Origin of the sequence: Bacillus sp. PK3_68 (assembly GCF_003600835.1) — a bacterium.
Taxonomy (GTDB): Bacteria; Bacillota; Bacilli; order Bacillales; family Domibacillaceae; genus Pseudobacillus.
The window spans coordinates 1,024,575-1,039,901 of sequence record NZ_NQYC01000001.1; the positions used below are offsets into that span (position 1 = coordinate 1,024,575).

A 15,327-nucleotide genomic window follows, 5' to 3' on the forward strand; every position below is an offset into this window, starting at 1 on the left:
TTAGAACTCCTTTGTGTAGCGACGGAATTCATCTAATGAGGCAGATAAGGCCGACATACGGTCACTATAGAACTGGTCAACAATAGCTGAAGCCAGCTCCCAGGCAACGGCAGCTTCGGCAACAACAGCTGCTGCTGGCACAGCACAGCTATCTGAACGCTCGATACTTGCTGTGAACGGCTCTTTCGTATCGATATCTACACTCTCAAGTGGCTTGTAGAGTGTAGGGATCGGCTTCATTACCCCGCGAACAACAACCGGCATCCCTGTCGTCATTCCGCCTTCAAAGCCGCCAAGACGATTCGTTTTTCGATAGTACCCCTCTCTTCCTGCCAAGCAATTTCATCATGCACCTCGCTGCCAAATCGCTCTGCGGCTTCAAAACCGATTCCAATCTCTACACCTTTAAAAGCATTGATGCTCATAACAGCTGCGGCTACTTTTGCATCGAGCTTTCTATCCCAATGAACATAGCTTCCTACTCCGGCTGGCATTCCTTCAGCGATTACTTCAACAACCCCACCGATTGAATCACCGTTTGCTTTCGCATCATCAATCGCTTGCATCATTTTCTTTTCTGCTTCTGGGTCAAGACAGCGAACGGGTGAGTTTTCGCTTAACTCCTGTAATTGAGATAAATTTTCAAATTTCACCTGTTCGGCTTTAATGCCGCCAATTTCGATGACATGGGAGGCGATCTCAATGCCCAGCAGCTTTAACAACTGCTTCGCTACAGCTCCTGCTGCTACCCGGACGGTCGTTTCACGGGCTGAAGAGCGTTCAAGCACATTTCTCATATCACGATGACCGTATTTCAGGCCACCGTTTAAGTCCGCATGTCCTGGACGAGGACGAGTAATTTGTCGCTTGATCTCTTCTCCTTCTGTTTCATCAAACGGTTCGCTACCCATGATTTTTGTCCAATGTTTCCAGTCGTCATTTTCGACGACAAGAGTAACTGGTGATCCGAGCGTGTATCCATGTCGGACTCCACTCTTAATTTGGGCCTGGTCTTTTTCAATTTGCATTCGGCGTCCCCGTCCATGGCCTTTTTGTCTACGGCTGAGTTCTTTGTTTATATCTTCAGCTGTAAGGGGCATTCCGGCTGGCAGCCCTTCAATAATGGTTGTTAATTGTGGTCCATGCGATTCTCCTGCTGTTAAGTATCTCATTTTACTTTCTCCCTTCAACTCGTTAAAGCGGTTATGTACTACTATAACATATTTTTTTAACTATGATTCAATTCTTAAGTATGTTTTTGAGAATTTTACCACAATTGACGGCATATTTGTCATAATTCTTTAGATTTTTCTAAATATTGATCTCCAAAAAGAAAAGGCTTTTCGCAGAAAAGCCTTACATGTTCCCTCTTAATGATTTAACTTTGCGATAGAAAAATGTGTCCTCCGCTTCAAATTGGTATTCTCCTGGATTAAAGATTTGCTCTGTACTCCCAACGAACAGCACGCCTCCCTCTCTTAATGACGCACTAAATTTTTGATACAAATGGTCTTTTGCTTCTTCAGTAAAATAGATCATCACATTACGACAGATAATTAAATCAAAATTTGAATCGAAGCGATCGGCCAGCAAATCTTGCTTCTTAAATGTAACTGTCCGTTTAATCTCCTCGCTAACTTTATAAAAGTCCCCTTCTTTTGTAAAAAATTTTTGTTTTTTCTCAATCGGGACTTCTGCCAGTGAGCGTTCAGGATATACAGCCCTTTTTGCTTTTTGAAGAACATTCACATCCAAATCTGTAGCCAAAATAGAGATTTGAGATAATGGCAAATAATTAGAGAGAACCATTGCCGTTGTATAAGGCTCCTCCCCTGTTGAACAGGCAGCGCTCCATATTTTTATTTTTTTGTTTTCTGACAGCAGCCGCGGAAAAATTTTTCTTTCAAGAACTTCCCATCTTTTAGCATTTCGATAAAACTCAGATACATTGATTGTCATCCTATCTAAAAATTCATTAAGAAGATTGGTATCTGCGTTTATTAAGTCAAAAAACTCTTTAAAGGAGCGGCAGCCCTTCTTTTCATACAAGGAAGTTAAACGCCGTTTCATTTGCGCTTCTTTATATTTACCAAGATCAATACCTGTTTTTCTTTTAATATTCATAATAAAGCTTTCATAATCACTCATTTGCCCGTCCCCCTTCTTGTCTGGTGCGGTTTGTTGATAGGCATTTATTACCGTTCTATAGTTCCTATTATAACGAAGAGAGAAACATAAGGGGGTGAATTTTTTGGAAAATTAAAGAACAATTAAAAAGCTACCGTCTTTTTGACGGCAGCTTATACCTTTTTTGTGAAGCGTTTCCGCTTTTCTTACTGTCCAGCTACGCCTCCTTGGCGCTCGAGGTCGTATGTCAGTCTGACTGTATGGCTGACATACGCCATTTCGTCATTCTGTCATACGCTTGTCGCCCCAAAACAGTCGGCTCCGCTTTTCTTTTATCTAGCTGCAGGCGCTAGCGCGTACGGTGATTACGACGATTCCGGGGAGTCAAAGAACGACTCCTCGGAATCACCTCCAATCCCCTATCACGCTGAATGAGCACCTTCCGCTTTTCTTTTATCCAGCTGCAACAGCCATCGGCTCGAGGTCATAAGTCAAGCCGTCCAGAAGGTTAAAGAACAACCTTCCAGACGGCTCGCCTTATGCTTGTCGCCGATAAACGGCCGTGTTTCCGCTTTTATTACTGTCTAGCTATGCCTTCTTGGGGCTCGAGGTCGTATGCCAGCCTGACTGCATGGCTGGAAAGACGCCACTTCGTCATGCTGTCATACGCTTGTCGCCCCAGAACAGTCGGCTCCGCTTTTATTAGTAAATCCACTCGTTGATTTGTTTGTTGTAAGTTGTTAATTCTTCCTCTTTAAAGAAGATAGAGATTTCTCTCTCTGCACTTTCTGGAGAATCAGAGCCGTGGATGATGTTTTTGCCAACTGTTACTCCGAAATCGCCACGGATTGTACCAGGTGCTGCATCTTTAGGATTTGTAGAGCCCATCATTTGACGTGCTGTAGCGATTACATTCTCGCCTTCCCAAACCATGGCGAATACGGGGCTAGAAGTAATGAAGTCTACTAATTCGCCAAAGAAAGGACGCTCTTTGTGCTCTGCGTAATGTTGTTCAGCTGTTTCTTTAGAAACGCTCATTAGTTTAGCGCCGACTAATTGAAAACCTTTCTTTTCAAAACGGGCAACGATTTCACCGATTAAGCCTCTTTGAACGCCATCAGGTTTAACCATTAAATATGTTTTTTCCATTGTATTCACTCCTATAATATGTATCGTTTTTAATAACAATCCTTAAAAATAGTACCATTGATTAGACGAGTTGACAATGTTTGCACTCAAAAAACTAATATTTTCGTTTGCCGATGAATCTGGCAATATCCCGAAGTGATTTTTTTGTCCGATTAGGAGGCAGATCATCCAGTATATCTAAAGCTCGGCTTAAATACCGCTGGCTTAACGCATGTGAACGGTCGATGGCGTCACTTCGTTTAATATAACCGATAATTTCATCTATCTCTGATTTTACAGTATATTTGTTTACCTGGATGATCCTTTCCCGCAACTGCTCATCCTCTAATGCATACAGGACAGGTAGCGTCACATTTCCTTGCCAAAGATCGCTTCCAGCCGGTTTACCGAGTTCTTCTTCCGTAGCTGTCAAATCCAGTATATCGTCCGTGATTTGGAAGGCCATGCCGACATTATAGCCAAATTGGAACAGCTGCTCATGAACAGCCTTCGGGACATTGGCAGAAATGGCACCTATTTGACAACTTGCCGCGATTAATATAGCTGTCTTACGCTTAATTCTGCGCAAGTAATCCCTTAAATTCTGGTCAAAACGGTATTTGTCTTTTATTTGATTTATTTCACCGATGCATAATTCGACCATAGTGTTTGACAAAATTTGATGCGCTTCAACATTTTCAATATCTGTCATGTATTCAAGGGCTCTGGCGAAAATATAATCGCCCGTATACATAGCTACCCGATTATCCCATTCTGCTTTCACAGTTGGCTTGCCGCGTCGGAGTTCTGCATTGTCAATCACATCATCATGAACAAGTGAAGCCATATGAATTAATTCGAGAGCCACCGCTATATTCTTTACCCGATCTATATTGTATTCGCCAAATTTGGCCGCAAGCAACACAAAAATGGGACGTATTCGTTTTCCGCCTGCTTGCAGCAAATGAAGCGATGCATCCCGCAATGAAGAAGAGGGAGAAGAGATCGCCATCTCTAATTCTTTTTCGATTAAATCAATATCCGCTTTGAGAAACGAATACAGCATAGTTAACTTCATTTTTTCCACCCAGCTTATTTACTTTTGTTTAAAACCCATATGGGTTGCCGCCACGCCACCTGTATGCGGCATATAGCTAACATTGACAAACCCCGCCTGTTCAAACATTTGCTTTAATTTTTTCATTCCGGGAAAATCACGGGCAGATTCCTGAAGCCAGGAATACTCCTGATAGCTTTTCGCGAATAACTTTCCGAATAGCGGCATGATAAAACGAAAGTAAAAGAAATACAGCTGCCGGAAACCGATCATGGTTGGCTGGGAAGTCTCTAGACACACAGCCATGCCACCCGGCTTGAGAACACGGTTCATTTCTCGAAGTACCTGCATATAATCCGGAACATTTCGAAGTCCGAATCCAATGGTCACGTAGTCAAACGTATGATCATCGAACGGAAGCTCCATAGCATTCCCTTGAATCATCTTCACTTGTTCCAAACCAGACTCTTCTACTTTTCTCTTGCCAACATTCAACATATTTTGACTGAAATCGAGCCCCACCACGTGACCCTCCGGCCCGACAGCTTGCGCAAGCGCAATTGTCCAATCCCCTGTTCCACAGCACACATCAAGGGCAGAAGCCGCTTTCGGGACATTCATCTTTTTCATCGTGGTGTTTCTCCATCGCTTATGCTGTTGAAAGCTGATTAAAGAATTCATTTGATCATAGTTAGAGGAAATCTTCTCAAACACGCGATGGACTTTTTCTTCTTTTGATTGTTGCATTCTTTAACCTTCTTCCGCATATGTTTTGTTTCCAAAGACCGCATTATACAACAAACTGTATAACTGTTCCTCAGAACTAGCAGGCCATCGATATCCTAAAGTTCTTTCCGCTTCTTCTTTGGCACGATTAATATAATAATCATACACCTGCACAATTGCCTGTCGGTTATCTAAGGAAAGCGGAGTGTTTTTTTGCGGACCATCTAAGCTTGCGATTGCTTCGGCGGTTAAAGCTTGTCCTCCGGCGAGAAAGTTCTGTCTTTCCTCCAATAGCCTTTTCGCGAACAATAAACGGGAAACCATCGGAAAAAAAGATTGAAAATGAAAAACAGTATAAAAGCGTTCGACAATTTCTGTTTCAATTTTGTATACACTTTCCATTAAGGAATCAATGGATGTATGCTCCCGCTGGTAAAGGACGATTTTATTCTCATTGATACTTTTAACAGCATCTGAGAGTGTCCGAATCATTCGGATATCTTTTAATTCCGCCAAAATTTGATAATATAATCCACTAAAATAATCTCCAGCGAGCACAGTCAGCTGTTGATCAATTGCAATTTCGTTAGATGAAGCCGTTACTTTTTCATGGGTATCGAGGGCGATTTGAATTAGGGTGGCTGTTGTAATATATTTTGTCGTCTCTTCTGACGATAGCTGCTCCATAGTAAAAGGCAGCATTAAAGTAAGCAGGCGAACTTCATCGACTTTCGGTTTCTCAATAAATTTCTTTAAATACGGATAAGAAAGTCTCCGCTGCACTTCTTTTTCAATTATTGTTTTTCTTTTAAGCCATTCATTCATCTCGTATACCCCTTATGCTTCATTTCCGCTTTCCACTTCACCGAAACTTGTAATAATTTTAGCGCGGCCGCGAACTTTAATGGCCGAAGTATGCTCTGTGAATTGGGCAATCATGACTTCTCCTTTATCCAGCTTTTCTGAATGATGAAAGCGGGTATCGGACCCTCTCGTTAAACCGATAACGTTCACTCCATCTTCTATCGCCCGGATCATAATAAAGTCGGCCTGATTGTTCTTCATTTGATCCTCAACCTCTCTTTTGTCAGCCTTTAATTAAATTCAACAATTCTGAGCGTGAGTGCACATCATTGGCAAACTTTCCGCGCGCCGCCGTTGTAACAGTTTTAGATCCTGGCTTCTTCACTCCACGCATAGCCATACACATATGCTCCGCTTCGACTACTACCATTACACCATGCGGCTGAAGTTTTTCCATCATTGCATCGGCAACTTCAGCTGTAATGCGTTCTTGCAATTGAGGGCGTCTCGCCACTGTTTCCACTGCTCTTGCCAGTTTGCTAAGCCCTGTGACCTTTCCGTTCTTAGGAAGATAGGCAACATGTGCATGCCCAAAAAAAGGAACAAGGTGGTGCTCACATACTGAGTAAAAAGGAATATCCTTCACGAGTACGAGTTCCTCATAATCCTCTCCAAAAATAGTTTCAAAATATTCTTTTGGATCTTTATTTAAACCGGAGAAAACTTCCTCATACATTTTAGCTACCCGCTTTGGTGTATCTAACAACCCCTCACGGTCAGGATCTTCTCCAACTGCTTCCAAAATCATACGAACTGCTTCTTCAATTTGAGCGTGATTTACTTCAGCCATCCTCTACAATCCTCTCTATCAATCGTAAAATTAAAACACTCACTAAATAGTAGCATAACTGGACGAAAAGCGAAAGACGCTCGTTCGGCGTCATAGCAGATTTATAGTTCTCATGAAGGGCCGCTTACACACTCTGATAGAGAAAGCAAAGTTAGCTTAGTAACTAGAGCTATTCCATGCCAGTACACATAAGTCCATCATACCCTTTCTATCTAGACAGGCAAAGATTCTTTAGCCAAAAAAGTATCGTTAACCTTTTCCTGTTAGCGACTGCTTTAGAAGGTTCATTCCAAGCCATAAATGTCTTCACTCTCCGCTCTCCAGCAAGCAAACATGTGGACAGAGACGCTGGCTGTATATAAATATAAAAAAGAGAGACCACGAAGGCCTCTCTTGTAGCCGTTAGGCTATGTAATTATTTAACCGCATCTTTTAAAGCTTTACCTGGTTTAAATGCAGGTACTTTGCTCGCTGCGATTTCGATTTCTGCTCCAGTTTGCGGATTGCGCCCTTTGCGTGCAGAACGCTCACGTACTTCAAAGTTCCCAAAACCAATCAATTGAACTTTGTCTCCGCTTGCTAATGAGTTTTGGATGGCATCAAAAACGGCCTCAACCGCTTTAGTAGCATCTTTTTTAGATAATTCTGCTGTTTCTGCAACTTGATTAATTAAATCTGTTTTGTTCATGCCATTCACCTCCTCCCAAAGGGGGTTTCAACGAAAGTCTGTATTTTCTACCATTACTTTCATTCCTAAGCTATTTTTTCGTTTTTTATACATAAAAATGAAAAAAAGCTTTTAAATCAATGTTTTATACATTAATTCTGTTAAAAGATTATCACATAAGAAATGCCATATCAAGCAGAATCCCTTAATAATTCTCATTCTTTCTAGGTTTGGGCAAAATCACAAAAAAGACTCCCCTGCCGTAAAAGGAAGTCTGCAAATAAATGCTTATAAAATAATAGCAATCATGCCACCTGAGCCCTCGTTTATAATTCTCTCCAATGTTTCTTTTAATTTATACCTAGCGTTTTCTGGCATAAGCGAAAGTTTACCCTGAATGCCTTCTCGGACAATGGAACTTAAATTCCGACCAAAAATATCAGAGTTCCAGATCGATAGTGGATCATCCTCGAAATCTTGCATTAAATAGCGAACAAGCTCTTCACTTTGCTTTTCGGTTCCGATAATTGGAGCAAATTCTGATTCTACATCTACTTTAATCATGTGAATAGATGGGGCTACCGCTTTTAATCTCACGCCGAACCGCGACCCCTGTCTAATAATCTCTGGCTCATCTAGACTCATATCGGTCAGCGAAGGAGCTGCCACACCATATCCTGTTTGTTTAACCATTCGTAATGCATCAGCAATTTGGTCATATTCTGTTTTAGCATTGGCAAATTCCTGCATAAGCTCGAGCAAATGATCTTTTCCGCGAACTTCCACGCCGACAATTTCTTTTAATACTCGGTCATACAGCTCATCCGGAGCAAACAAGTCAATTTCAGCTACCCCTTGCCCCATATCCATACCGGCAAGGCCCGCATTCTCAATAAATTCATATTGATCAAATTGTCCAATCACCCGATCTACATCTCGAAGGCGCTTAATGTCTTGAACTGTTTCTTTAATCGCCTCTTGGTAATGACCGCGCAGCCAGTGATTTTCTTTTAATACCATGACCCATCCTGGTAAATTCACATTTACTTCATGGACAGGGAATTCAAACAGAGCTTCACGAAGCACGCTCATTACGTCCGCTTCTCTCATGCTTTCCACTGACATCGCTACTACTGGAATATCATACTTTTCCGCAAGACTTTCACGCAAGCTCTCTGTCTCTGCATGATGAGGACGCGCCGAGTTTACAATCATAATAAATGGTTTGCCTACTTCTTTTAATTCTTCAACTAACCGCTCTTCCGCTTCTAAATAATTGGCTCTTGGTATTTCTCCAACCGTGCCATCTGTTGTAATTAACACGCCAATCGTAGAATGTTCCTGGATGACTTTTCGCGTGCCGATCTCAGCCGCTTCATGGAAAGGAATCGGCTCCTCAAACCAAGGGGTGTGAATCATTCTTGGGCCATTTTCGTCTTCATACCCTTTCGCCCCTTCAATCACATACCCAACACAATCAACAAGCCTTACATTCACCGAAAGTCCTTCATCCACATTTATAGAAATTGCCTGATTGGGCACAAATTTTGGCTCTGTTGTCATAATTTGTTTGCCTGCTGCGCTTTGCGGCAGTTCATCAAGCGCTCTCGCTTTTTCCGCTTCATTGTCTATATTAGGAAGAACAAGCAGTTCCATAAATTTTTTAATGAACGTGGATTTCCCCGTACGGACCGCCCCGACGACTCCTAAATAGATATCCCCACCTGTCCGTTCAGCTATATCTTTAAAAATATCTGCTTTTTCCAAGAAATTCCCTCCCGACTTTATTGTTTGCTTTTTTTATTAGCGGTATTGTTCCTACAATAAATTGTATGATGTTGTCCTGCTTTTATATGACTGAAAATATTCCTATAAAATAAAAGAAGCCATCCTATAAGCGGATGACTTCTTTTATTTCACCATAAAAACAGGTTCATTTTTATTGTTCACGGTATACGGAAGCGAAAATGCAGGAGCAAACAGAGAATCCTTTAACAATATCGGCCGAATATCTTCTCCTTGCTTCAGCTTTTCCTGTGATTTCTTAATCGCTGCATACAAGTCACTGCTATAATCTACATAAATGTTGCCGTCACCTGAAATAACAAGCGGCAAGTTTTGTTGTGTATATGGACTAACAACATAAGGTTCCTCTTTAAAGCCAATTTTTTTAAAGTCTAACGAATAAACATTATGCGCTATCTCTTTTTTAAACGGCGGGTATCCTTGAGAGCGAATACGTATTTGTATATCCCTGATTTGTTCTGCCATGCGCAAATCAATTAACTTAACCGTTGGATTTTCTTCAACATCTACGAGAGCATATTGAAAAATCCCGCCCGACTCGTATGCATTACCCGGAGGCTCAGCGATAAATTGCGGGATGAGCTTTTTAAAATCAATTGGATATTTTTCATATAGCGGTGTGTTTTCCTCTTTTGTTTTGATCGGTAAAATTCCGCCATTCGCCTCTTTAAATTGATCAACAGCAGACTGAACAGTCTGAACTTGCTCTCCGTACGGCATTTGATTTTCAGCCCGCCGCTCTTGAGGAAACATACACCCGCTCATAAAGACTGCTGTCAGGGTAACTACGAAAACAATGGCTAGTTTTTTCATTCGCTGATTCTCTCCTTCAATCTTCAAGCTGGACCGCTAAACACAATATACACCATAATCAATCCGCCGATAATCATACAAGCATACGCAAAAAGAGCGGAAATCGCTTTTAAAAACCCATTTTTAAATTTATAGCGGCTTACATAGATGGCGAAAACTGATACAATCATTAGTCCCATCCCTATAAAAGAGATCCACATATTCATCATGGATGCTGACATCTTCTATTGCCCCTTTCCTTGATCAATCGCTACATCTTGAATAACAAATCAGGGTAGCTCGGTACCCCTTGTCCTTTTCGTCATGATTATAACATAACCAATAAAAAATTGGACAACCTTGCCACATAAAAAAGCTAAAGCAGCTTTTGCCGCTTTAGCTATAACGACCACCAAATTACTAAGCGCTGGCTTATTCATTTTTTATTATATGACTAAGTCACGGGCTTTGATTATTTTAAATGCCCTTTCTGCTAGCTTCCTTGCTGACGATCAATAATGTCAACTAAACTTTCCATTTCATTTGTTTTCATACGAGCCATCAATTCGTCTACAGCTGCTTTTGGCTCTTTTCCTTCAAATAAAATACGGTATAATGCTTCAGTAATCGGCATTTCTACTTCATATTTAAGAGAAAGTTGACGGGCTGCCCTCGTGGTGCGGACCCCTTCCACAACCATTCCCATATTATCAAGAACGTCTTGCAGCTTTTGTCCTTTTCCAAGCATATTGCCTGCACGCCAATTTCTCGAATGAACGCTTGTACATGTAACAATTAAATCGCCAATTCCTGTTAGTCCAGAAAAGGTAAGCGGATCGGCCCCCATTTTTGTGCCCAGGCGGGCGATTTCAGCAAGTCCTCTCGTAATCAAGGCCGCCTTGGCGTTATCTCCATAACCGAGACCATCAGAAATGCCTGCTGCCAGAGCAATAATATTTTTTAAAGCTCCTCCAATTTCCACACCAACTATATCCGGGTTTGTATAAACACGAAAATGCTGATTCATGAAAATATCTTGAATTCTTTCTGCAGCTTCCATATTCTCAGAAGAAACTGTAACGGTTGTTGGATGACGCAGACTCACTTCTTCTGCGTGACTCGGACCGGAAAGAATAACGATATCCTTACATAATTTCTCAGGCAATTCTTCTCTAATCATTTCCGATATGCGCATTAACGTATCCGGTTCAATTCCTTTGCTGACATGAACGATGGTAAAAGGTTCTGTTCGAATCTCTTCGATGAGCTGGAGCACTTCACGAATTGCTTTTGTGGGAACAGCCAGTACAACGACATCCAACCCGCTTAATACGCTTTCCATTGAACTGGAAGCAACAATATTTTCAGGCAATTCAATGCCCGGTAAATATTGTTGGTTGGTGTGTGTTTCATTGATTTCTTTTATGCGTTCTTTGTTTTGAGTCCACAGGCGAACTTCATGACCGTTATCAGCAAGAACAATGGCGAGTGCTGTTCCCCAGCTGCCCGCCCCAACCATTGCAATGCTCTCTTTGTTTTTCATAGATACTCACCAGCTTTTTTCTTATTTTCGAGCACGTGAAATAATACGTATCGGCGTCCCTTCAAAGCCGAACGCTTCACGAATGCGGTTTTGCAAAAAGCGCTCATAAGAGAAATGCATTAGCTCTGGTTCATTAACAAAAACAACAAACGTCGGCGGCTTAACAGCTACCTGTGTTGCATAATAAATTCTCAAGCGCTTGCCTTTATCGGTCGGCGTTGGGTTCATCGCTACCGCATCCATCACCACATCATTTAGCACACTGGACTGAACGCGCATAGTATGGCTTTCACTTACTTGATTAATGACAGGTAATAACGTATGCACACGTTTTTTTGTTTTAGCTGAAAGGAAAACGATTGGTGCATAATCAAGAAATAAAAAGTGGCTTCGGATTTTCCCCTCGAATTCTTTCATCGTTTTCTCATCTTTTTCAATAGCGTCCCACTTATTAACAACAATGATAACAGCTCGTCCAGCTTCGTGAGCATACCCTGCAATGTGCTTATCCTGCTCTCGGATGCCTTCTTCCGCGTTTAACACAACAAGGACAACGTCAGAGCGTTCGATCGCACGAAGCGCGCGGAGTACACTATATTTTTCGGTTGTCTCATAAACTTTTCCTTTTTTACGCATGCCTGCTGTATCAATAATGACATACTCCTGACCTTCATACATGTAAGGTGAATCGATAGCGTCTCTCGTCGTGCCGGCAATGTCGCTGACGATGACTCGTTCTTCCCCGAGCAAGGCATTCACCAATGAAGATTTGCCGACATTCGGACGGCCAATTAAGGAAAACTTAATGACATCCTCATCGTACTCCTCATCTTCTGCATTTGGAAAATGGCTCACTACAGCATCAAGCATGTCCCCAAGGCCAATCCCATGGGCTCCCGAAATTGGAAACGGTTCGCCAAAACCTAAAGCATAAAAATCATAGATTTGGCTTTTCATTTCTGGATTATCTACTTTATTAACAGCTAATACGATCGGCTTTTTTGACCGATACAATATTTTTGCTACTTCTTCATCTGCGGTTGTTACTCCTTCACGCCCGCTCGTTAAAAAGATAATTACGTCCGCCTCTTCGATGGCAATTTCCGCCTGCTGGCGAATCTGCTCTAAGAACGGCTCATCACCAATGTCAATCCCGCCTGTATCAATAATATTAAATTCATTATTTAGCCATTCACCTGTGCTATATATGCGATCTCTCGTTACTCCCGGAACATCCTCAACAATTGAAATCCTTTCACCGACAATTCGGTTAAAAATAGTTGACTTCCCGACGTTCGGACGGCCGACAATCGCAACAACTGGTTTCACCATTTGGTTCACCCTTTCCATACATACATTCTATCTCATTTTTAGCTTATCCATCCGTACAAATAAAACCCTTCTGACAGGAGAAGGGCTTTTCTGAACTCGTTCATTTTATCAATATTCCAGATGCCAAGCAACTATAATCCTTATTTTCAAACATAACGATTATTTATGGACAGTCAACTTCAACCTCTTTGACTGAAAGCAGACGGCTCATATCCACGGACATGAAGCCAATGAAAGGTCTCTCCCTTGATAATAAGAGGTGTTTTGTGAAGGTCTGTTATTTTTTTCGCTCCTACTGCGCACATAATTATTTTCAAATCGTCATGTAAGGTATGTAGCTCGGCTACCAAAGCCTCTAGACCGCTATCCATTAGTACACGAAGCAATGATCCGGCCATCCCGACTGCCACAGCGCCAAGCGCAAGCGACTTTGCCGCATCAAGGCTATTTTGAAGACCCCCGGAAGCCATCACATCTAGTTGGCTGGCCGCTGCTTTGCATTCGACAATAGCGGGAGCCGTCGGAATACCCCAGTTATTGAAATAATCCAGCATCTTTCCCCGCCGTTCGTTCTCTACTGCGGCAAAGTTTGTGCCTCCAAAACCACTCACATCCACTGCTGCAACAGGTAATTTTGCGAGTTTCTCCGCTGCCTCTCTTCCTAAACCAAAGCCCGTTTCCTTCACAAAGACCGGTACAGTCAACTTATCAGCAATTCTCTCAATCCGCTCAAGCGCTCCCTTGAAGCTTCGATCTCCTTCCGGCATGGTCAGCTCTTGAATCACATTCAAGTGAATTTGCAGCGCATTGGCTTCTATCATATCAACCGCTGCTTCGGCTTGCTCGACTGTTGCTTCGCTGCCAAGATTAGCAAGAATCACCCCATTGCCATAAAGCTTGCGAACAGCCGAAAATGATTGCCTCTCCTCCGGATTCTTGAGAGCGGACATTTGGGAGCCAACCGCCATCGCTATGCCTGTTTCTTTTGCCGCAAGAGCAAGCTGACTGTTAATCTTTTCAGTATCTTTCCCTCCACCGCCTGTCATCGCATTGATAAAAATCGGCGAACTTAATAAAAGTCCGCCAATTTTGGTTTGAATAGATATTTCGCTAAGCGCTGTGTCAGGAAGGCTTTGATGAACAAACTCTACATCATCCAGCCCCGTCTGCCTATTTTGGCCTGTTGAAAGCGCATACTGAATATGCTCTCGTTTTCTCTGAGCTCTCGTCACTATTTATCACCGTTTTCCTAAAAAAGCAGAAGAACGGACCCATAAAAACAGATCCGAACTTAGCTTATTCCTTATTCTCCTCTTTTTAAACCTTTCAGCTTATCACCGATCATCTCACCAAGCTGGAAGCCGGTATTTTCTTCAGGCATAGTGTACGATTCATTCTCCTGAGCAGATGGTTCTTCATCAAATGGCTTCATCGTTAAGGAAAGACGATTTTCCTCTTCATTCACATCAAGTACCTTTACCTTTACTTCCTGGCCCTCTTTTAATATTTCATGTGGAGTGCCGATGTGTTTGTTGGAGATTTGTGAAATGTGAACTAATCCTTCTACTCCTGGGAAAACTTCAACGAATGCCCCGTAAGAAACGAGACGCTTAACCGTACCAGTTAACTCTGCACCAACAGGGGCCTTTTCAGAAATGTCTGACCATGGTCCCGGTAGCGTTTCTTTAATAGATAAAGAAATCCTTTCACTGTCGCGGTCTACAGATAAAACTTTCACCTTTACTTCCTGGCCTTCCTGAATGACATCAGATGGCTTTTCAACATGCTCATGTGATAGCTGGGAAATATGAACAAGACCGTCTACACCGCCGATATCAACGAAAGCGCCAAAATCAGTCAGACGCTGAACTTTCCCTTCAAGAACGTCGCCCGCTTGGATTTCAGAAAGCACTTTCTTTTTGTTTTCTGATTTTTCCATATCAATCACAGCTCGATGGGATAAGATTAAGCGGTTTTTCTCTTGGTCAAGCTCAACAATTTTAAAGTTCATTGTTTTCCCTTTATAATCTTCAAAATCTTCCACATAATGATCTTCCACTAACGAAGCAGGGATAAATCCGCGAATGCCAAGATCAACAACAAGGCCGCCTTTTACTACTTCCTTTACTTCCGCTTCAAACACTTCACCGTTTTCGAAGCGCTTTTGCATTTCCGCCCAAGCCTTTTCTGCATCTGCTTTTCGCTTGGAAAGAACATAAAGGTCGTCTTCTTCTTTCGTTACTTGAAGTTCGAGTTTGTCGCCTTCCTTTACCACATCTGTTGCTTTTTCGACATGAAGGCTTGAAAGTTCGCTAATTGGAATAATGCCGTCTTTTTTACTGCCTTCAATTTCAACTTGAACCTGTTTTTCTTCCACCTTTACTACAGTTGCCTGTACTTTATCGCCCACTGTATAATTGTTCACTTCTACCTGATTCATGTCCTCTGTCATATGTACTCCTCCTTAATACAGAACTGCTTACATTTATTTGATA

15 protein-coding genes and 1 pseudogene are annotated in these 15,327 nt (G+C 42.1%); all 16 read right to left on the minus strand.

Features of this window, described 5'->3' with window-relative positions:
• Positions 1 to 1,172 (minus strand): annotated as a pseudogene (gene aroC, locus CJ483_RS05345) (chorismate synthase).
• Positions 1,173 to 1,356: 184 nt separating this feature from the next.
• Positions 1,357 to 2,148, minus strand: coding sequence for a CheR family methyltransferase (locus tag CJ483_RS05350; protein ID WP_120032600.1), 792 nt, complete (start codon positions 2,146 to 2,148; stop codon positions 1,357 to 1,359).
• Positions 2,149 to 2,829: 681 nt separating this feature from the next.
• Positions 2,830 to 3,276 (minus strand): nucleoside-diphosphate kinase, encoded by a 447-nt coding sequence (ndk, locus tag CJ483_RS05355; RefSeq protein ID WP_049662901.1) that lies wholly within the window; start codon positions 3,274 to 3,276, stop codon positions 2,830 to 2,832.
• A 94-nt stretch (positions 3,277 to 3,370) separates the two neighbouring features.
• Positions 3,371 to 4,333 carry a heptaprenyl diphosphate synthase component II gene (hepT, locus tag CJ483_RS05360; protein WP_120032602.1) on the minus strand — a complete coding sequence of 321 codons (963 nt, stop codon included), beginning with the start codon at positions 4,331 to 4,333 and terminating at the stop codon, positions 3,371 to 3,373.
• Between the two features lie 18 nt (positions 4,334 to 4,351).
• Complete coding sequence (locus CJ483_RS05365) at positions 4,352 to 5,059, minus strand: demethylmenaquinone methyltransferase (protein ID WP_120032604.1); 708 nt, start codon at positions 5,057 to 5,059, stop codon at positions 4,352 to 4,354.
• A gap of 3 nt (positions 5,060 to 5,062) precedes the next feature.
• Entirely contained in the window at positions 5,063 to 5,863 is an 801-nt protein-coding gene (locus tag CJ483_RS05370; RefSeq protein ID WP_120032606.1) for a heptaprenyl diphosphate synthase component 1, read from the minus strand.
• A 12-nt stretch (positions 5,864 to 5,875) separates the two neighbouring features.
• Positions 5,876 to 6,103 (minus strand): trp RNA-binding attenuation protein MtrB, encoded by a 228-nt coding sequence (gene mtrB / locus CJ483_RS05375; RefSeq protein ID WP_120032609.1) that lies wholly within the window; start codon positions 6,101 to 6,103, stop codon positions 5,876 to 5,878.
• A 22-nt stretch (positions 6,104 to 6,125) separates the two neighbouring features.
• Entirely contained in the window at positions 6,126 to 6,692 is a 567-nt protein-coding gene (folE, locus tag CJ483_RS05380) for a GTP cyclohydrolase I FolE (protein ID WP_120032611.1), read from the minus strand.
• Between the two features lie 415 nt (positions 6,693 to 7,107).
• Positions 7,108 to 7,380, minus strand: coding sequence for an HU family DNA-binding protein (locus CJ483_RS05385; RefSeq protein ID WP_041096968.1), 273 nt, complete (start codon positions 7,378 to 7,380; stop codon positions 7,108 to 7,110).
• A 267-nt stretch (positions 7,381 to 7,647) separates the two neighbouring features.
• Positions 7,648 to 9,126, minus strand: a complete 1,479-nt coding sequence (gene spoIVA / locus CJ483_RS05390) for a stage IV sporulation protein A (RefSeq protein WP_120032613.1) — start codon at positions 9,124 to 9,126, stop codon at positions 7,648 to 7,650.
• A gap of 144 nt (positions 9,127 to 9,270) precedes the next feature.
• Positions 9,271 to 9,978, minus strand: coding sequence for a hypothetical protein (locus CJ483_RS05395; protein WP_120032615.1), 708 nt, complete (start codon positions 9,976 to 9,978; stop codon positions 9,271 to 9,273).
• A 23-nt stretch (positions 9,979 to 10,001) separates the two neighbouring features.
• Entirely contained in the window at positions 10,002 to 10,199 is a 198-nt protein-coding gene (locus CJ483_RS05400; RefSeq protein ID WP_120032617.1) for a DUF2768 domain-containing protein, read from the minus strand.
• A 251-nt stretch (positions 10,200 to 10,450) separates the two neighbouring features.
• On the minus strand, positions 10,451 to 11,500 hold the full coding sequence (locus CJ483_RS05405) for an NAD(P)H-dependent glycerol-3-phosphate dehydrogenase (protein WP_120032619.1): 1,050 nt from the start codon (positions 11,498 to 11,500) through the stop codon (positions 10,451 to 10,453).
• Between the two features lie 21 nt (positions 11,501 to 11,521).
• The gene (der, locus tag CJ483_RS05410; RefSeq protein ID WP_120032621.1) at positions 11,522 to 12,832 is read right to left on the minus strand and encodes a ribosome biogenesis GTPase Der; all 1,311 of its coding nucleotides are present in this window, start codon (positions 12,830 to 12,832) and stop codon (positions 11,522 to 11,524) included.
• Between the two features lie 179 nt (positions 12,833 to 13,011).
• Positions 13,012 to 14,064 (minus strand): type 2 isopentenyl-diphosphate Delta-isomerase, encoded by a 1,053-nt coding sequence (gene fni / locus CJ483_RS05415; RefSeq protein WP_120032623.1) that lies wholly within the window; start codon positions 14,062 to 14,064, stop codon positions 13,012 to 13,014.
• Between the two features lie 71 nt (positions 14,065 to 14,135).
• Positions 14,136 to 15,284 carry a 30S ribosomal protein S1 gene (gene rpsA / locus CJ483_RS05420; protein WP_120032625.1) on the minus strand — a complete coding sequence of 383 codons (1,149 nt, stop codon included), beginning with the start codon at positions 15,282 to 15,284 and terminating at the stop codon, positions 14,136 to 14,138.
• Positions 15,285 to 15,327 lie beyond the last annotated feature (43 nt).